The organism is Ruegeria sp. AG1, from assembly GCF_056541705.1.
The window spans coordinates 141,374-159,459 of the sequence record NZ_JBQFYU010000003.1 but is presented as its reverse complement, the minus strand read 5'-3'; the positions used below and the strand labels follow the sequence as shown (position 1 = coordinate 159,459).

The 18,086-nt window shown below is 58.6% G+C and carries 15 protein-coding genes; 5 read left to right on the top strand and 10 right to left on the bottom strand.

Annotation, left to right across the window (positions count from 1 at the left end):
• Positions 1 to 31: 31 nt before the first annotated feature.
• The 9 genes from tssH to tssA form a co-directional block, all read right to left on the bottom strand.
• On the bottom strand, positions 32 to 2,749 hold the full coding sequence (gene tssH, locus ACR0B5_RS05400; protein WP_480538968.1) for a type VI secretion system ATPase TssH: 2,718 nt from the start codon (positions 2,747 to 2,749) through the stop codon (positions 32 to 34).
• A 2-nt stretch (positions 2,750 to 2,751) separates the two neighbouring features.
• The gene (gene tssG, locus ACR0B5_RS05395; RefSeq protein ID WP_480538966.1) at positions 2,752 to 3,822 is read right to left on the bottom strand and encodes a type VI secretion system baseplate subunit TssG; all 1,071 of its coding nucleotides are present in this window, start codon (positions 3,820 to 3,822) and stop codon (positions 2,752 to 2,754) included.
• Entirely contained in the window at positions 3,786 to 5,663 is a 1,878-nt protein-coding gene (gene tssF / locus ACR0B5_RS05390; protein ID WP_480538964.1) for a type VI secretion system baseplate subunit TssF, read from the bottom strand. The genes tssG and tssF overlap by 37 nt, the downstream gene beginning before the upstream one ends.
• Positions 5,664 to 5,668: 5 nt before the next feature.
• Positions 5,669 to 6,163, bottom strand: coding sequence for a type VI secretion system baseplate subunit TssE (gene tssE / locus ACR0B5_RS05385; protein ID WP_480538962.1), 495 nt, complete (start codon positions 6,161 to 6,163; stop codon positions 5,669 to 5,671).
• Positions 6,156 to 6,977 (bottom strand): type VI secretion system accessory protein TagJ, encoded by an 822-nt coding sequence (locus ACR0B5_RS05380; protein WP_480538960.1) that lies wholly within the window; start codon positions 6,975 to 6,977, stop codon positions 6,156 to 6,158. Before ACR0B5_RS05380 ends, tssE begins: the two co-directional genes overlap by 8 nt.
• An 81-nt stretch (positions 6,978 to 7,058) precedes the next feature.
• Positions 7,059 to 7,553 carry an Hcp family type VI secretion system effector gene (locus ACR0B5_RS05375; protein ID WP_170378430.1) on the bottom strand — a complete coding sequence of 165 codons (495 nt, stop codon included), beginning with the start codon at positions 7,551 to 7,553 and terminating at the stop codon, positions 7,059 to 7,061.
• 96 nt (positions 7,554 to 7,649) lie between these two features.
• Positions 7,650 to 9,146: a type VI secretion system contractile sheath large subunit gene (gene tssC, locus ACR0B5_RS05370; protein ID WP_480538958.1), complete on the bottom strand. Its 1,497-nt coding sequence runs from the start codon at positions 9,144 to 9,146 to the stop codon at positions 7,650 to 7,652.
• Positions 9,147 to 9,149: 3 nt separating this feature from the next.
• Positions 9,150 to 9,665 carry a type VI secretion system contractile sheath small subunit gene (tssB, locus tag ACR0B5_RS05365; RefSeq protein WP_170378441.1) on the bottom strand — a complete coding sequence of 172 codons (516 nt, stop codon included), beginning with the start codon at positions 9,663 to 9,665 and terminating at the stop codon, positions 9,150 to 9,152.
• Between the two features lie 67 nt (positions 9,666 to 9,732).
• Positions 9,733 to 10,779 carry a type VI secretion system protein TssA gene (gene tssA, locus ACR0B5_RS05360; RefSeq protein WP_480538956.1) on the bottom strand — a complete coding sequence of 349 codons (1,047 nt, stop codon included), beginning with the start codon at positions 10,777 to 10,779 and terminating at the stop codon, positions 9,733 to 9,735.
• A 367-nt stretch (positions 10,780 to 11,146) separates the two neighbouring features.
• On the opposite strand from tssA, the gene ACR0B5_RS05355 reads away from it, so the two are divergent.
• Genes ACR0B5_RS05355 through ACR0B5_RS05335 form a run of 5 tightly spaced genes read left to right on the top strand, consistent with a single transcriptional unit; the run spans position 11,147 to position 14,382 of the window.
• Positions 11,147 to 11,563 carry a hypothetical protein gene (locus ACR0B5_RS05355; RefSeq protein ID WP_480538954.1) on the top strand — a complete coding sequence of 139 codons (417 nt, stop codon included), beginning with the start codon at positions 11,147 to 11,149 and terminating at the stop codon, positions 11,561 to 11,563.
• 3 nt (positions 11,564 to 11,566) lie between these two features.
• Positions 11,567 to 12,187 carry a MotA/TolQ/ExbB proton channel family protein gene (locus tag ACR0B5_RS05350; protein ID WP_480538952.1) on the top strand — a complete coding sequence of 207 codons (621 nt, stop codon included), beginning with the start codon at positions 11,567 to 11,569 and terminating at the stop codon, positions 12,185 to 12,187.
• A gap of 10 nt (positions 12,188 to 12,197) precedes the next feature.
• Positions 12,198 to 12,626, top strand: coding sequence for an ExbD/TolR family protein (locus tag ACR0B5_RS05345; RefSeq protein ID WP_480538950.1), 429 nt, complete (start codon positions 12,198 to 12,200; stop codon positions 12,624 to 12,626).
• Complete coding sequence (locus ACR0B5_RS05340) at positions 12,623 to 13,033, top strand: ExbD/TolR family protein (protein ID WP_480538948.1); 411 nt, start codon at positions 12,623 to 12,625, stop codon at positions 13,031 to 13,033. The genes ACR0B5_RS05345 and ACR0B5_RS05340 overlap by 4 nt, the downstream gene beginning before the upstream one ends.
• On the top strand, positions 13,030 to 14,382 hold the full coding sequence (locus tag ACR0B5_RS05335; RefSeq protein ID WP_480538946.1) for a DUF4384 domain-containing protein: 1,353 nt from the start codon (positions 13,030 to 13,032) through the stop codon (positions 14,380 to 14,382). Before ACR0B5_RS05340 ends, ACR0B5_RS05335 begins: the two co-directional genes overlap by 4 nt.
• Positions 14,383 to 14,394: 12 nt before the next feature.
• On the opposite strand, the gene ACR0B5_RS05330 is transcribed toward ACR0B5_RS05335, so the two are convergent.
• On the bottom strand, positions 14,395 to 17,946 hold the full coding sequence (locus ACR0B5_RS05330; RefSeq protein ID WP_480538944.1) for a PA14 domain-containing protein: 3,552 nt from the start codon (positions 17,944 to 17,946) through the stop codon (positions 14,395 to 14,397).
• Between the last annotated feature and the right edge of the window lie 140 nt (positions 17,947 to 18,086).

Sequence of the window (18,086 nt, the reverse complement as noted above, 5' to 3'; positions counted from 1 at the left end):
CTTTCTCGGTCAGACGCATCATGCGTTGCGCTCAATCAAACCCGTAAGTGAAGTCCCCGTCTGTGACGTCGATCACGACTTTGGAAACTTCTTCGCCCTCCATCATTCTTTTTAGGAATTCTGCCGAGATATCCGGCAGCATTGTATTGGTCACGATCGCGTCGATCATACGACCACCGCTGTCCAGCTCCTGACAACGATTGACGATCTCGTCCACCACGGCGTCGGTGTATTCGAATGGTACACCATGAGCAGATTCGACGCGCTTTTTGATTCGGCCAAGTTGTAGCTTTGTGATCTCGCCCAACATCTCGGGGCTGAGCGGATAATATGGAATCGTCACCAGACGTCCCAACAGCGCTGGCGGGAACACCTTGAGCAGCGGATCGCGCAGCGCCTTGGCCATACCTTCCGGATCGGGCATCAGATCCGGATCGGCGCACATGTCCATGATCATCTCGGTGCCGACATTCGATGTCAGCAGGATCAGCGTGTTCTTGAAGTCGATCACGCGGCCCTCGCCATCCTCCATGACGCCTTTGTCGAAAACCTGGAAAAAGATCTCATGCACGTCAGGATGGGCCTTTTCGACCTCATCCAGCAGCACGACCGAGTATGGCTTGCGCCGTACCGCTTCGGTCAGCACGCCACCTTCACCATAGCCGACATAGCCCGGAGGGGCGCCTTTCAGGCTGCTGACAGTGTGGGCCTCCTGGTATTCGGACATATTGATGGTGATAACATTCTGTTCGCCGCCATACAGCACCTCGGCCAAGGCCAGAGCGGTTTCGGTTTTACCGACACCGCTGGTGCCTGCGAGCATGAACACCCCGATAGGCTTGTTCGGATTGTCGAGTCCCGCGCGGCTGGTCTGAACCCGCTTGGCGATCATCTTCATCGCGTGGTCCTGGCCAATCACACGTTGGGCCAGACGGTTTTCGAGGTTCAGAATGGTCTCGATCTCATCCTTGACCATGCGGCCCACGGGGATACCGGTCCAGTCGCCAACAACGCTCGCCACCGCCTGATGATCGACGATGGGGAGGATCAATGGGCTATCGCCCTGCACTTCTTCCAACTCGGCGTTCTTGGCTTTTAGTTCGGCCAATAGTGCCTCACGGTCGATGGGCTGTGCGTCCGGAGCCTCTTCGGTCGCGGCTTCGCCTTCGGCAGTGCCGGTGCCTTCGACCTCTTGCCCGCCAGCGCGGAGCTTGGCGCGCAGGTCGAGGATTTCTTCGACCACTTTCTTTTCAGCCTCCCAACGCCCGTTGAGTTCGGCCAACCGCGCCTCTTCCGCCTCTTTCGCGGTATTCACGGCCTCGCGCCGGTCGGCGACGTCATAGCCTGCAGTCTCATCGCGTTCGATGATCTCCAATTCGGTGGTCAGAGCCTCAATCCGGCGCTGGCTGTCATCCACCTCAGCCGGAACCGCGTGCTGAGACACCGCGACCCGCGCGCAGGCCGTATCCAGCAGGCTGACCGATTTGTCCGGCAGTTGCCGCGCTGGGATATAGCGCGCGGACAGCGTCACTGCCGCCTCGATCCCTTCGTCCAGCACCTGCACGCGGTGGTGTTTTTCCAGCATCGAGGCGATGCCGCGCATCATCAGAACCGCTTTTGGGATATCGGGTTCTTCAACATGCACGACTTGGAAACGACGGGTCAGAGCCGGGTCTTTCTCGATATATTTCTTATACTCGGCCCATGTGGTCGCGCCGATTGTGCGCAACGTACCGCGCGCCAGCGCCGGTTTCAGCAGGTTGGCCGCGTCGCCGGTCCCGGCAGCGCCCCCGGCCCCGACCAACGTATGAGTCTCATCGACAAACATCACAATCGGAGTCGGGCTGGCCTGAACCTCATCAATCACCTGACGCAGGCGGTTTTCAAACTCACCCTTCATCGACGCGCCCGCTTGCAGCAGGCCCACATCCAGAACCAACAGGCGCACATCTTTCAACGCAGGCGGCACGTCACCACGAGCAATCCGCAGAGCAAACCCTTCGACCACGGCAGTTTTGCCCACACCCGCCTCACCCGTCAGGATCGGGTTGTTCTGACGACGGCGCATCAATACGTCGACGATCTGGCGGATTTCTTCGTCACGACCCACGATTGGGTCAATCTCACCATTGCGGGCCTGTTCGGTCAGGTCGGTGCAAAACTGCTCCAACGCCTCACCCTTGCCCATCGCGCCGGGGGCCATCGCGCCGCTGGCCTCACCCGGCTCGGCGCCACCACCCACGTTCGAGCCATCCTGCGCGCCGAGCGAGTCCTCAGGTGAGCCATCGGTGGCCTCAGCAAAACTGTCGGCCAGATCATCCGCGCCAATCTTTGCCAGTTCCGGCGACATGCTGGCCAAGATGTTGCGCAGTGCAGGCGTTTTGAGCATCCCGAGGATCAGATAGCCCGTCCGCACCTTGCTGTCGGAATACAGCAACGAACCCCAAACCCAACCGCGCTCCATCGCGTCCATCAGATGATCGGATAGATCCGAGATAGAGGACGCCCCACGCGGCAGCATATCCAGGCTGCGCGTCAGCTCCGATGCGATCTTGCCCGGATCCAGGTCGTAGTGCTGGATGATTCGGTGAATGTCGCTGTCCTGACCGTTCAGGATCTGATGCAGCCAATGCTGGATTTCGACATACGGATTGCCCCGCATCTTGCAGAACACGGTGGCCCCTTCAATGGCCTGATAACCCAGCTTGTTCAGCTTACCGAACAGCGACACGCGGCTGATTTCCGTCATCTTCAATACCTCTCGTTATGGGCCAGTTCTTCGGCCTCGAATTCTTGTGATACATATCCGGGATACAGGATCAGATCTTCCGCATCCGAGCGGTTCTGTTCAGGATCATCGCGGGTTCGAATCCAGCTGGTATGACCCAGCTGCGTCGTTCCACCTAGCGAGGCGCGCGGCACCTCATCACCGGCCAGCACCAGATTGACCTCCCAATCCAAGGTGTCACCGGCATAGGTGCGGATAATCGCCTCCATCCGTTCCTGAGACACGCCGCCGGGGAGCAGGCGTTTGTAATCTTCCAGCGACAGTGGCCCGATGCGAATACGGAACTTGGCCGCGCGCGACCAGACGCGGTTGCCGATGCTGGTGGATTGCCCCAATCGCGCTGGAGAGCCGAGCTGCCAAGTGTCGTCCGGCTCCAGCTCCAACCAAGAGCCGACGAACTGCTGCACATGCGCCTCGACCCCGAAATAATCCGACAGGATCGCGATCAGGCCTTCGACCGTTTTCGTCCCTGACCCAAGATGCCCCGCAAAGAAACGGCGCAGCATATCCGGCATCGCGTCACGGTCGCTGTAGTCTTCGCCCTTGAACCCGGCCAAAGCCGCCACGCGCTGTTCAAACGGATCATCGCCTCGGTCGAAACTGGGCGCCGGTTCCGCTGCGGCCCAGGCACGATAGAGCAGACTCATCATCCGGTGAGTCAGCATATCGGCAAAGGCCACGAAAGTCGGGTCGCGGTGGTTGCGCTGACGGTCACGGGCGAACTCGGTCAGGTGCAGGGGCAGAGGGCCTTGCGGACCAAAAAAGCCAAAGAACAGGTTGTTGAGCTTGCCCGGCGCGCCGTCTGTCGCTGGTTCAAACCGCGTCAGCGTGTTGGGCGGAAAAGCCAGTGAGACGTCCTGCCCCAAACGCACGCGATCCTCGCGCGGGCGGCGCGATTCACCAAGACGCGGCGCATCTGCGTAATGCGCTTCGATCACCCGCAAGGCCTGAAAGACATGATGCCTTTCAGGATCAGCCGCCAGCGCGGCCAGCAGGCTCAGATGATCCTGCCCAGTCCGGCCGCTGGTCGCCATCTGGCAATCTCTCCTCGTCGTTCGGTTTTCAACACGGTTTCCGTGAAGCTGTTGATCGTGGTGTATTTGCGGAAGAACTGCTCGAGCACCGCGCCCAGCACATAGACGCTGGTGCCTTCGTAGAAGCTTTCGTCAAAGCCCAGCGTGATCTCTAACCCGCGCACCGCCGTGCTGAGGACTTCGTCGCTCATTCGGCGCACGATGGGTCGGCTGGAGACCGAGACGACGCCCTCAAGCTGTTTCTCGGTCACGCGGTTGCCGAGTGGAGCATAAATACCGAGCAGTTCGCGCAAAGCGCCCGCCCCGCCTTCTTTCCCGTCGCCTGCGATGGACAGATAATTGAGGCTGAGATGGCTGATCAGTTTCCACGCAGCATCACCCTGAGCCAAGGTCGCGTGCGGGCGCGTCGGTGTCACCGGCGTCCGGATTGTCTTTACCGGACCACCATCGGGCAGGTGAAAGACGTCGTCGCCGCCCGCGGCCAGCAAGAGGGGCAAATCACGGTTGGAGCACAGCGCCTCAACCGCCAATTGTTCCAACGATCCGGGATAGGGCGCTTGTGCCCGGTCGACCAATGTCAGGTAGACCTCGGACCCCAGATACGAGGTCCGCACGCCCCGTAGCCGTTCCTTTTCATTGCGCTGCCGCATCCGGCGTTTGATCGTGTAATAAGCCGAGTGATTGTCGCCCGCAGCCGTCAGGTCAGTGTCGCTATAGAAGGGGCGGAAAGGAATGTCCCCCTCTTCATCCGATTGAATGCCGGTGACACGTTCAATCCCAAAAATCTCATAGTCGAGACCCGCAGTACGGTTGGGCACCACATGATGCTGCGTGTCCATCTGGGTGATGTGCACCCGGTCGCAGCGGCGGTGGAACAGGTTCACCGCAGGCACCGCGTTCAACGCAAAGGCCGCAGGGGTCACAGCGGGGGCAACATCGCGCATCCCGTCCTGCAACAGGATGTAGATATCCACATCCGTGCCCGCCGATTTCTCAAGCGCGGGCCGCAAGCCTGTCAGTTCCACAAAGAGGAACCTTTCCGGCATCGCAAAATACTCCTGCAGTAGGCGATAACCGTCGAAGGACTGGCGCGGGGTTGGCAACAGGGCCTCATCCGCGTCAAACCCTTTGGGCACGACATCCGCAGTCGTCAGCCGGGTGGTCCAGTCCGCGCGGCGGTCCGTCGAGCGGCCCGTCAGCCCAACACATTGGGTGGCCAGCAGTTCATGCAGGGCCCAAGCCTTGCCGCTCTGGGTATCCAGATGCATCACAAGGCTGTCCATTCCCAGCTCGGCCATCGGCTCGCCGTCGGTGCGGTTCAATCGCAAGCGAATACCAGCGCGCGCGTCGGTGTCGCGCGCGACCCCGGCAGCCACCAACTCTCCGCGACCGTCGATGTACTCGGCTTCGGTGATTTCAATCGGCCAAAGGGTGAGGTTCGAGGACGTGGTGAACTCACACGCGGTCTGCTCGCCCTCGGCCAAGCGCGCGCGCAGCGTAGTACCGCGCGGGATCGGGTAGCCCTCTTTCAGCGCGGCATTGCCGATGTCGGGCTCCATCTGCGCCACCATCATCGACGGTGTCGGGGCCAGGTAATGCGGATAGACAATCTCAAGCAGGTTCGAGGTGAAAGTCGGGAACTGCATATCCAGTTCCAGCTGAACCCGAGCCGCCAGAAATGCGCTGCCTTCCAGCAGACGTTCCACATAGGGGTCGACAACCTCGATCCCTTCCATCCCGAGGCGCGAGGCGATCTTGGGGTAGGCATTGGCAAACTCGGCCCCCATTTCACGCAGGAAGGCCAGTTCGGTTTCGTAGTGTTTCAGAAGCCGTGTATCCATCGCGCCTAGCTCCGCTCGATCGAGACTTCGCCGGTGGTCACGTCGACCCGGCTGCGCAGATACAATTCCAGAGGCATGGGCTGCGCCCACATCACGGCGCGGATGTCATAATCCACATGCATCTCGCCCGATTGCTTTTCCGAGCGCAATTCGACCGCGATCGACCCTTTCACGATCCGAGGTTCAAACACCTCGATAGAATCGGCAATGGACGTTTGAATGCGCTGGGCTTGACGCAGGGTAGAGAACGAGCCCGAAGTCTGGCGGATGCCGTAGTTCAGGACTGATTTGGAGGCATAAGGATAGACATCCTCGTCAATCAAATCGGATTGATCGGTGGTGTTGAGCAACATGGACAGATCGCGCTGAATGATCTCGCGCAGGCGCCCGACGTCAATCACGCGGGAATCCCGCCCCTCTTTCAACTGATCCGGCGCGTCATCCGTCAACCGATCCAGAAGCGAGGGTTGCAGGCGTTCGGCAAGGGTCTTCTCAGCCATCTCCCGCCGTTTCCCCGGCCCCGGCCGCCACGTCCAGAACCAGTTCGCGAATGTCCAGCAACGCGATGTCGGACTTGTCTGTTGTCAGCAAACGCTGGCCCAGCCCGACAAAAGTTTCGCCACCGGCATCGACCCAAGTGGTCGCCCGCGCCAGACGGGCGGCATCATCGCCCTGCTCGGTCGACCCGGCATAGCGTGTTGGTATCAGGGCGGCGAGTTCCCCTCCGCTGGCAACCGTCAGCGTGCAGGCTGTCCAGACCGCGTCACGCAGGTCGCTGGGCGGTTCGATGTCGATCCGCACGATCTGAGAAAAGGGCAGCCAGAAATAGCGGCCGTTCACAATCACTTCGAGGACCGGCCCCAGCCGCATATCGGCATCCGCGATCCATTCGAACGCTTCGCCATTCACCGTACCGGATGTCGCGGGCGCAGCGTCAAATGCTTTTGCGCGCAGCTCGGCGGCCTGGTCGAAATGCCCGCCAGCTGTCAATTTCTGTGCCTCGATCAGATGGGCCAGCCACTCTTCCGGCTCACCAAAAATCATCGGGGTCTTTTCACCCGCGAAAACCTTTTCGCGATAAACCTCGCAAATTATGGCCTCGCGGTAGGTTTTGGCCATCATCGTGGCCGCTTCATCCATCTCCGCGCTCAGTTTCAACTGGGTGATCGCGCGTTTCCAGTCACCCATCACACAGAGCAGCTGAAACAGAAAAATCCGCAGCTTGGCGTCTGCGGGATTGGCACGGACTTTATCTTGCAGAGAGGCCAATGTGGCCGCCAGATCGCCTGATTTAAGATGCTCTTCCGGCGTCATGTAACCCTCGCGCAGTCAGGATGGAAAAAGTGCAAAAGCCCCGGCGGCAAATGCCACCGGGACCCGTAGTTGTTTGAAACCTTAGCTGACGTCGCCGGTTTCCAGGTTCCACAGGAACTCGTTGCAATCGCTGAGCTTGCCGGTTTTGAAATCGGCAATCTTGTACTTAACCGAGATGCCGCGATACGCGACGGTCCAGGTTTCCGACGGGATCGAGTCTTCGCCACCATCGACCGAGTAGCTGTCCACGATTGCGTCACGCAATTTGATGATCAGATAAGGCTCCATGCCTTTCTTTTCGTCGTCGCCAGAACGGCACATGTGGATCAGCATTTCCGAGTTCGACTTGCCCGATGCAACATAGGTCATGATCTTGGCAGACGCTTTGCTGAGCTCGGTGTTCAGAGTCACTTTGCCGAAATTCGCGTTGGCATAACCGCGCTGTGTGGTGCCCATGTCGGACATGTCCAGCGTCCGCTCAACCTCCCACGAAATCGACTTAACCGCGATCCAATCTTTGTGCTGTTTTTCCCGTGCTTCGCCCGGGAAGTCCATCTGTACAAATACGTTTTCCATTTTAGCCTTCCTCTTTTCTAGTTTCTAAACCCGGTTTACCGGAGGGTCGTAGCGGCGGCAGTGAAACACATCACATGCCGCCAATTTTTTTGACCTTTATCCAGCTTTTTCGGACGGAAGTTTCGATACGAGACGCAGAGAGACCGACAGGCCTTCCAGCTGATAGTGCGGGCGCAGGAAGAATTTGGACGTGTAGTAGCCCGGATTGCCTTCGACATCTTCCACAACCACCTCGGCCGAGGCCAAAGGCTTACGTGCTTTTTCCGCTTCGGCCGAGATATCGGCGTTGAAGTCCACGTATTGGTTGATCCAGCCCTGCAACCAGGATTCCATATCCTGACGGCTTTTGAACGAGCCAACTTTGTCACGCACCATGCATTTCAGGTAATGCGCGAATCGGCAGGTCGCGAATAGATAGGGCAAGCGCGCCGCCAGATTGGCGTTCGCGGTTGCATCCGCATCATCATATTCCGCCGGCTTGTGCAGCGATTGCGCGCCGATGAAGGTCGCCGAATCGCTGTTCTTGCGGTGGATCAGAGGCATCATGCCGTTTTTGGCCAGTTCCGCCTCGCGACGGTCCGAGATCGCGATCTCGGTCGGGCATTTCATGTCCACGCCGCCATCGTCAGTCGGGAATGTATGCGCGGGCAGGCCTTCGACGGTACCACCGCTTTCCACGCCACGAATGCGCGAGCACCAGCCGTATTCCTTGAAGGAGCGGTTGATGTTCACGGCCATACCATAGGCCGCGTTGACCCAGCTGTAGCTATCGCTGTTGGCACCGGTGGTGTCTTCTTCGAACGCGAATTCCTCGACCGGTTCGGTTTTCGATCCATAAGGCAGACGACCCAGGAAGCGCGGCATCGCCAGGCCGACATATTTGGAATCTTCGCTTTCGCGAAGGCTGCGCCATGCGGCATATTCCGGCGTCTGGAAGATCTTGGTCAGATCACGCGGGTTGGCCAGTTCCGACCAGCTGTCCATCTGGAACAGGCTGGGCTTGGCCCCGGTGATCAAAGGCGCATGCGCCGCAGCGGCGATCTTGGACATCTCGCCCAGCAGCTCAATATCCTGCGGACTGTGGTCGAAGTGATAATCCGCCACCAGCGAGCCGTAGGGCTCACCACCAAACTGGCCGAACTCTTCTTCATAGAGCTTCTTGAAGATCGGCGACTGATCCCACGCGGTTCCTTTGAACTTGCGCAGGGTCTTGTGCATGTCTTTCTTCGAGATGTTCATCACGCGGATTTTCAACATCTCGTCGGTTTCGGTGTTGTTCACCAGATAATGCAGACCGCGCCACGCGCCTTCCATCTGCTGGAAGTCTTCATGATGCAGGATCAGGTTGACCTGCTCGGTCAGCTTCTTGTCGATCTCGGCTATGATCCCTTCGATCGAGCGCAGCGCGTCGTCCGAGATCAGGCCAGTGTTGGCCAGCGCCTGTTCGGCCAGCGTCTTGACCGCGCTTTCAACAGCGGTTTTCGCCTGATCCGACTTGGGGCGGAATTCTTTGGTCAACAGCGCCTCAAATTCCGAGGATCCAAATGCTGTTGCGCCTTCGGCGGCTTCTACCTTGGCTTCTTCTTCGGCCATCTTTTACTCCTCCTCGGCGGCGTCAGCGCCGGGTTTGGGCTGGGCTGCAAGTGTCTTCAGCAGCGACGGATCCTGCATGATTTTCGAAATCAGATCCTCGGCCCCGGTTTTACCATCCATATATGTCATCAGGTTGGACAGCTGGGTGCGCGCATCCAGCAGCTCCTTGAGAGGTTCAACCTTCGCGGCAATCGCGGCGGGGCTGAAATCATCCATGCTCTCGAACGTGATATCGACGGCCAGATTGCCCTCACCCGTCAGGGTGTTCGGCACGGTAAAGGCCGCGCGCGGCGCCATCGACTTCATCCGGTCGTCGAAATTGTCGACGTCAATTTCCAGGAACTTGCGGTCGGCTACGGCGGGCTGCTCGACCTCGGATTTCCCGGCAAGGTCGCTCATGACGCCCATGACAAAGGGCAGCTGGACCTTTTTTTCGGCACCATAGAGTTCAACATCATATTCGATCTGAACCCTCGGAGCCCTGTTCCGAGCTATAAATTTTTGTGAACTGTCAGCCATCTGATGCTCCTCGATTCATCCATCAGTGTTTCTTTTCAATCCGGTGTTCGGCTTGCGCCCAAACGGATCAATAATCGTCATCGTCTTCTTCTTTAATGCCGCCGATCTGGCGCACCTCATCCAGACCTTCTTTTGCCATATCTTCGATAATTGTCAGAAAATCGGCATTCACAAGGCGCTTGGCACGCTCAAGCAAAATTGGCAGCGGGCTGGAGGGCTCGCACCGGGCATAATAATCCATGATGCGCTCCAGCATCCGCGTGACATCTTCGGGCGTGTTGATCGCCCCACCGCCGCCACCGCCCGACGCCATCGGCGCGGCCGGTGCACCCGATGGGCTGCTTGGGCTGTCATCGTCGCCGGAATCGTCTTCTTCGGCCTCGCCCACATCGGCATAGCTGGCCAACGCCTGCTTGATGCTTTTCAGCGCATCGGACAGAGGCGTCAGATCCGGGCCTTCTCCGGGCGTTTTGTCGCCGAATACAGCGTCGATTGCCTCAACATCATCCAGAGCCGCGGACGCTGCATCGGCATTGGCCTCCAACACCTCGTCATCGGTATCCTTGAACGCGGCCGCAACCCCGGTTGCATCCGGCGCGTCGTCCAGATCTGCGGGCATATTGATGCGACCTTCGGCGACATCCAGATGGCGCAGGGTCATCCGACCGAACATGCGGCTGTCTGTCAAAGCGGTCCGACGCAAGGCGCGTACCATCCGATCAGACGAGGCCAGACCGCGCACCGCATTTATGCGCATAGTGGCATCGCCGTCGTCTTCATCCAGCTCGGGGTGGCATGTGTCCCAATTGTCTTCCAGCAGAGATTTCACATAGCCCACGGCTGAGGCAAAGGCGGGAAGGCCCTTTGTGTGCAAAACAGCCTCGGCCAGATAGATCGCGGCGCGAATGTCATGGCTTTTTTCCATGACGGCGAGGGCCTTTTCCTCGACATCGCGCCAGTCCTGTTCTTCGGCCGCAACGACCTCATCGCCCATCTGACGCTCTTCGCCCGGCTGGGCCGCGATCTCAAGGTCCGTAAAGGCCGGATCGTATTCCAGATTTTCACCGCTGGGGGGTTCGTCGTCTCTGGGCTCCAGATAAGATGAAAGGTCCATTTTATTCCCAATACCGTCCTGTTCGATCGCAGCTTGTTGTTCTTGTTGAATCGCTTACAGCAGCGCCTGCAATCTTGTGTATGAATTAGTTCACATGATGGCGAAACTCGCAAACACTTCCCGTTTCCTCTGCGGCTTGTGTGGTTAATCGGTCGCAATGCGCGGACCAGGTCGAGATCAATATACACATATTCCCGAGCGGTCGTACCGTTTGTTTACGTTGGGGCAAGGTCATTACTCCACCGCAAACGTGACCCATTGCAGAAATATCTTCCCGCACGCGCCCTGTTTCTGCAATGTTCAGGGCTAAGACCCACGACATACGACATCGGGTGTGGGTTCAACGACCGGCAGCAGAGGTAGGAAGATGAGAAAACCGCTTTTCGGCGCAGTTGCATTGACACTGATGGCCGCAACCGCGCAGGCCGATGAGGGCCGCCTTGGAATCGAGCTGAACAAATTCGAACCCGCCGACGGCGGAGGATGCCGCGCGTTCTTCCTGTTTCGCAATCAGACCGACAACAGTTTCGAAGAATTCGAGATGTCGCTGGCCATCCTCGACGGCAATGGTGTGATCGACCGGCTGCTGTCCATCGACGCGGCCCCCCTGCCCGTTCAACGCACCGTTCTGAAACTGTTCGAAATCCCCGAGATCGAATGCGCCAATATCTCAGAGGTGCTGCTGCACGACCTGCCGGCCTGCAAGCCTCAGAACGCCGAACCTCTGGATTGCTTCCCGCTGCTGACGCTGGGCAGCAAGACCTCAGCCAATCTGGCGCAGTAGATCATGTTCGGGCTTGAGACACTGGGCGCAGGAGGCCCAATCATCGCAATCCTTGGCGCATTGTCGCTGCTTTCAGTCACTTTGATCGTCATCAAGGCGATGCAACTGGCCCCGGTTCGATCCGGCGGAGACGCGAGGGACACAGCACTAGTGCAGTGGTCCAAGGGCGACAGGCAGGCGGCGCAGGCGGCCGTCGCTGCAGGGAAATCTCCGGCAGATCGCGTCTGCGCCTATGCTATGCAGGCGCTGAACGATGGGTTCAAGGGGCCCGCCTTGATGGCCGAACTGACACGTCGCGGCAATCAGGAATTCGCTGCCATGAACACATGGATTCGCGTGCTGGAGCTGATCGCGATGATCTCGCCCCTGCTTGGCCTGTTGGGGACCGTGACCGGTATGATCCAGTCGTTTCAGGAGCTGGAGCTGGCGCAGGGCGCGGCCAATGCCTCGGTCCTTGCGGGCGGGATCTGGCAGGCCCTGCTGACCACCGCCGCCGGTCTGTTGGTCGCCATCCCCGCCGCTGTTGGCGCATCGCTGCTATCGGGTCGCGCAGAAGCGGGCGCTCAGGCGATCGAAAACGCGGTCGGGCAGCTGATGGTGATCGAGGAACGCGGCACGCAGTAAGGGATCACACATGTCCGCCGAGCTGAGCTTGAACAGATGCAGACCGACACGGCCCCTGATCTCGCTGGTGCCGATGATCGACGTGATGTTGATCCTGCTGGTGTTCTTCATGGTGACCTCGACCTACCTGAACCTCGACATGATCCCGGCCTTGTCTCAATCGGACCGCCCAGCATCCTCCGGCACCTCGGGTGAACCCGCCAGCGCCGTGGTGATCCGTATCGGAAGCGACGGAGCGCCCTATTTCCGCGGGCAATCACTGACCTCTGAGGCGCTTGAGGCACTGTTGTCCGACAGAATTGCCCAGGCCCCTGCAACTCCGGTGATCGTCCTACCCACCGGCGGCGCCCGCATGCAGGCGCTGGTTACTGTCATGGACGTCGTCACCCGCGCAGGCGTGACCAACATGCGCGTCGTCCGGCTGGAGGCGCGCCCATGAGGATCACCCGCCCTGCCCCACGCCACCACCCCGAAACCATCATCGCCCTGATAGATGTCGTCTTTTTCCTACTGGTCTTCTTCATGCTCATCGGACGCATGGATGCCACCGCGCCATTCGACGTGACCCCGCCGGTGTCGCAATCCGGAGCGGATATGCCAGCGGGAGGATTGACCCTGTCAGTCAGCGCCGATGGCCAATTGGCCCTGGACGGAACAGAGCTTTCGGCGGATCAGATCGCGCAATCGGTTGAGGAGGCGCTGTCAGAACAGCCGGACCTGCTGCTCCGCATCAACGCCCATCAGGATGCCGCCCTGCGCGAGGTCTTGCCCTTGATCGCCACGTTCGAGTCGATGGGCGCACGGGATGTGGTGCTGGTCGTTACACCTCCGGGTCCGGTCCGATGACGCGCACTCCGCTGATATGGGGCGTCGCGCTGTTCTGTTCGGTTGCCGTTCACGCTGTGGCTGCGGTCGTTCTGCTTTGGTCCACAGAGCCTGAACCCGTGATCGAGCAGCCCGTACCGGAAACACGGATGCAGCTTTCGGCGCATCAGGTGAAACAAAGCACCGCGGCGCAGGCGCAGCCGGATACAAAGGCGACCTCAACCGAAGAAACAAGCGGCGCACGATTGGCGCAGGGCGCTATTCCACAATCCTCGGCCCCAGAGATTACCGCAAATGCTCTAAGCCTCGCGGCCAGTGACCAGGTGGCCAGCCAAACGCAGGCTCTGGCGGCCGTTCCGGAAAAGCCGCAACCTGTCGTTGCCGAACAGGCGGTTCCTGTGACCCTGACCTCGGCCGAGTTGCCGACGACCACGCTGTCATCCAACCGCGCGCCGACGTATACAGTGGCGTTGACACAACCTTCCTTCGATGCCGCTCAGGCCGTGCAGGCGCGGCCCGTCGCTTTGACCCAAACCCAACCGGACGTCCCAAAGGCCAAGGCGGCCGATGTGTTTTCGGCAACCGGCGATTCCCCGATTGATCCCGTAAGCCTCGCCGCCTTTCAAAGTTTCACGCGCCCCGAAGATGCGGGCCGGGCAGCTGAAGACCTGCGTGATGGCATAGATGGCCTGCTGACCCAGGTACCGTGCTCACGTCTTCAGGTGCAGTTCCGTCCAGAAACAAATACTCTCGAGTTGATCGGTCATATCCCAGAAAACGGCCTTCGCGGGCCTGTCCTGTCGGCGCTTCAGACGCAGATGGGGGCCAATATTCAGGTCACCGACAATCTGCTGATCCTTCCCCGACCCCAATGCGGCGCGCTCAGCGGGATCGTCGATGTGGGCTTGCCACAATCGACCGACCAGATCACCAACCCCCTGCTGGTGGGCGAAGATATTCACACGCGCGAGTTTCGCTACGCCTCGGGTCAGCAACTGGTCCTTGATCTGACCGGAGCCGACTACGACGCCTATATCTATGTCGACTATTTCGACGCCGACGGTCAGGTCATACACCTAAGCCCAAACGCATCGGTCCCGCTTGCAAGAACACCCGCCAAATCTGCATTCAAAATTGGCGCTGAGAAACAAGGCGACCCCGGCCTTTTTATCACCATCGGCCCTCCGTACGGACAAGAAATCGCGGTAGCCTTCGCGGCGTCGACCCCCCTCTTTGATGAGGAAAGACCCTTGATCGAACCGGCAGGACCTTACCTTGAGTTCCTCAAAGATCGAGTCGCCGGCGCCCGCGCCAACGACCCGGAATTCAAGGGCGAGTGGGTCTATTTTTTCATAACCACGTCCGAATAGGCCAGCCACGGACTACCAATCGACTCTTTCATAGGCCTCCGTCTCAATGCTCGTGATCTCGGAGTGTGATGGCGAGATCACGTCTTCATTTAGAACATCGTCAGCTTCGTCATGCGCGGCTTCCGAAGAATCTGCATCCCAAGATACTACATCCCCGTTGTGCGAGGCACTCGCGAAGAACGCGAATTCATCCGGCGCATCGAGTTTCGTAAGCGCATCAACATCACCAACATCCATCGAAAACGCGGTTGTCGATGTCACCGGCGCGCCGTTAAAGCCGGTATCCGAGATCACGATCTGGCCATCAATTGCGCCCTCAAACCCCGGGGGCGGCGAGATTTCAAGATAGCCGATATCCCAGCCGCTCACATCAACCGGCCCTCCATCCGACATCACCGCCGCCTCAGCACCGACGATTAGGCTGTTGGCTGGCAACCCCGCAATTGCCACATCCGCCTGATCGCTGGCACCCATCAGGTCAATTCCAACCGCCAACGTCCCGTTTTCTTCAATCGCCAGTTCCGGGTCCGCCTGCACCAAGGCGCGACCCTTGGTATCAGGGCCTTCCCATTCCAGTTTTAGCCCTGCATGCCCGTAGTTCTCGAAATACCTGACCTCAATTTCGTGGGTGCCGGGGTCGAGTTCGATCTGACCGGCTCGGGTCTTGTAGGCGTGCAGCCCATCATTCTCGATCACCTCGACACCATTGACCAACAATACGACTCCATCATCCCCACCGGCAAAGAAGGTGTATGTGCCGCCTTCTTCGACCGAAATACGCCCCTCCAAGCGGGCACCGAAGGTGTCTTTTGACCCCCCTTCCCAGAACGAGTCAGCGCTGTTTTTGTAGTGAATTTCAGACACGATTTCCTGATGTGTCGGGTCGGCGTTCCAATCAATGTCGTCCAATTTCGAAAGCCTATGTTCCAAATCGAAAAAGCTGGCCTGAAATCCACCACTCACTTGCGCAGTCGGGGCAAAAACCTGCGCCGGATGAACCTCGAACGACACTGTCTGGACAGCGTCTTGGCTACCACCGAATTCGGTTGGTGTAGAGGAACGTACCGCCACATCAATAGGGCCCGAGAAATCGAATGGAGGCTGTATGATCAGCAAGTCCCCCTGCCAGCCGCCCAGTTCCACGGTCCCGTCAGGCTCGGCAACATAGGTCTGACCGTGCACTTCGACCTGCGTTCCGGGCGGCAATCCATCCAAGGAAAACAGGGTATCTTGGCCAATTCCCAAAGCTGCTGTGTCGATATCGAAGGCCAGCGGAGTCCCCGCTACAACCTGCGCCTGTGCAACATCCGGGGCCGAAACAAGCTGTCGACCGTCAAGGCCGGGGCCATCCCATTCCAGCTTCAGGCCTGCTTGGCCCGAACCTTCAAAATACCGAACTTCGATAGCATGCGCTCCAGGTTCGAGGTCAATCTGGCCAGAACGTGTTTGATTTCCATGTGAATCGTCCTCATGGATGACCGGCACTCCATCAACAATCAGCATAACGCCTTCGTCTGCTCCGAGATGGAAAGCGAACGTCCCACCCTCGGAAACCTGTACCGTTCCGGTGACCTCAACGCCGAACGTGTTTCGCGACCCGCCTTCCCAAAAGGACCCGCGGCTGATTTCGTAGTTAACCTCCGTCGTGACCTCCTGATGCGTTGCAGGGGCGTCCCAATTCACATCCTCAAGTCGCGTCACGCTGTGGTCGGCATCGAAATGTTTGGCGTGAAACCCGGTGCCAATCGACATATCGGGCCTGTCTGCAATAGAGATCGAAAGTGTCTCGGTCGTGCTTAACCCGCCTTCGTCGATGACAGTCACGTCAATGGTCAAGGCCTCAGCCTCACTGCGATCAAGCGCAACATTTGGTTTTAGACGCAACTGCCCCTCGATCACTTCAAACCTATCGTCTGAGACTTCGACCCGGTGAGTGTCACCGTGATCAGGATCGTCGAACCGGACCTGACCAATCACGGCACCCGCGACATGTTCAGCCACGGTCAACTGCGCTTCGGTCAGAGTGATATTGTCGACCAATGCGCCATAAGAGTCATTCTGGTCTTCGGCCTCACGCAGGTCCAGCTTGTCTTGCCCTGTACCGACAACCTGTAGTTGGAACGTCTCCCAATCCGACGATTTGGGATCAAGTTCTGCAACCAGAGTGTCGTTCCAATACACCTCAACCGTATCGGTGCCATTCGCAAGGCGCTCGCGCAGGTCGAGGCCCAGATCATAGAGCTGCCCCTCTTGCGTCTGCACAACCTGAGAGATGCTATCCATGCCCCAGCCATGGTCCATCTCCATTACCTGATCACCGTCCGAGGCCTGCAGCCCTCCCAGGCGGTCCCAAATCTCGATCCCGTTGGCATCGGTCCAGGCACCGGATTGATCATCGTCAAACCCCCTCCACCGGCCCTGTGCAAGCTCGAATTCCTCAAAGCTGCCGTTCCGGATCAGGTTTTCTGTTCCGTTTTGAACAGTCAGATCAATCGGCGCTTCGTTGATATCCTGAACCGATATCGAGAAGGTTTCGGTGACGCTCAAACCCCCGGCGTCGGTCGCTTTGATACTGATTTCAATGTGATTTTCACCCTCGTGGTTCAACGAGGTACCCGGTCGCAAGCGCAATTGCCCGTCGGAGATTTCAAAGCGTTCATCCGAGATCTCAAAACGGTGGGTGTCATTCAGATCAGGGTCCACGACAGAAATGTTTCCGACCGTCGCCCCCATCGCGTTTTCGGCTAGGGTTGTGTTGTCCAAAGACACAGTTTCCGGGCCTTCGTTCACATCTGCAACGTCGATTGTGAAACGCTCAGTCAAGCTCAACCCGCCCTCATCCGTAGCGGTGACATCCACCTCTACGCTGCTTGCGTCTTCATGGTCGAGCGCAACGCCGGGTTTCAATCGCAACTGACCGTCGAGGATTTCGAATCGAGGATCAGACACCTCAAACTGATGCGGCCCATCCGAATCCGGATCGAACACCGTAATGGTCCCGACCAGCGCGCCTTCATCGTTCTCTGATAGGCTTGAGCCATCGAGCATGACATCCTTGGGGGCTTGGTTTTGTTCCTCCAGTGGCTGAGGGGACAAAGCCGCAGGAATTGTCGGAGGGGTGGGCGCGTTCGGCTCGACCGCAGGCGCAATTTCAGGCAACTCCGCCGATACATCGGCAGTAGGAAGCGGTCCGACAGTTGTTTCAGCAGAGGAGACCCTCTCTTGGTGATCCGATTGCCCACTTTCGCCAGATGGGCTCGTATTTAAGGGCGACCCAGCCCGTGCGACAACGCTTTGCGGTACGCTTGCTTTGCCTGTTTCAACACCTTCTTCAACCACCGTTTTCTCAGCGAAATTGACACCCGCCGAAGGTGCTCCGCCACTGGTCTGAGCTTCATCCAGCACCCCTTGCGCCTGTTCGCCGGTATGCAGAGTACTCCTGGTCGGGTCCTCAGCCGAACTTGCAGGTGCCCGTGAAAGATTTTCTGCAATATCCTGCTTTTCGCTTTGCTCAGACTTCGCGGAATTCGCTTGAAAATTCAGATTAATGTCCGGCTTTTTCATCGCAAAACCCCGATTTACCTACTGACGATTCCCAAAAACCAGTAGCACGTGGAGATTTCTCAAAAGTTACTGAAATACATGCAATTTTTTCTAAACTCAGCGCATCCTGTGACCTGATGTTTACACGTTCTTAAACGCCG

Coding starts and splice junctions, on each gene's coding strand:
- tssG (WP_480538966.1), bottom strand. CDS start 3,822: ATGGCGACCAGCGGCCGGACTGGGCAGGATCATCTGAGCCTGCTGGCC.
- tssA (WP_480538956.1), bottom strand. CDS start 10,779: ATGGACCTTTCATCTTATCTGGAGCCCAGAGACGACGAACCCCCCAGC.
- ACR0B5_RS05350 (WP_480538952.1), top strand. CDS start 11,567: ATGTTCGGGCTTGAGACACTGGGCGCAGGAGGCCCAATCATCGCAATC.
- tssB (WP_170378441.1), bottom strand. CDS start 9,665: ATGGCTGACAGTTCACAAAAATTTATAGCTCGGAACAGGGCTCCGAGG.
- tssE (WP_480538962.1), bottom strand. CDS start 6,163: ATGGCTGAGAAGACCCTTGCCGAACGCCTGCAACCCTCGCTTCTGGAT.
- ACR0B5_RS05340 (WP_480538948.1), top strand. CDS start 12,623: ATGAGGATCACCCGCCCTGCCCCACGCCACCACCCCGAAACCATCATC.
- ACR0B5_RS05345 (WP_480538950.1), top strand. CDS start 12,198: ATGTCCGCCGAGCTGAGCTTGAACAGATGCAGACCGACACGGCCCCTG.
- ACR0B5_RS05335 (WP_480538946.1), top strand. CDS start 13,030: ATGACGCGCACTCCGCTGATATGGGGCGTCGCGCTGTTCTGTTCGGTT.
- ACR0B5_RS05375 (WP_170378430.1), bottom strand. CDS start 7,553: ATGGAAAACGTATTTGTACAGATGGACTTCCCGGGCGAAGCACGGGAA.
- ACR0B5_RS05330 (WP_480538944.1), bottom strand. CDS start 17,946: ATGAAAAAGCCGGACATTAATCTGAATTTTCAAGCGAATTCCGCGAAG.
- tssH (WP_480538968.1), bottom strand. CDS start 2,749: ATGACGGAAATCAGCCGCGTGTCGCTGTTCGGTAAGCTGAACAAGCTG.
- ACR0B5_RS05355 (WP_480538954.1), top strand. CDS start 11,147: ATGAGAAAACCGCTTTTCGGCGCAGTTGCATTGACACTGATGGCCGCA.
- ACR0B5_RS05380 (WP_480538960.1), bottom strand. CDS start 6,977: ATGACGCCGGAAGAGCATCTTAAATCAGGCGATCTGGCGGCCACATTG.
- tssF (WP_480538964.1), bottom strand. CDS start 5,663: ATGGATACACGGCTTCTGAAACACTACGAAACCGAACTGGCCTTCCTG.
- tssC (WP_480538958.1), bottom strand. CDS start 9,146: ATGGCCGAAGAAGAAGCCAAGGTAGAAGCCGCCGAAGGCGCAACAGCA.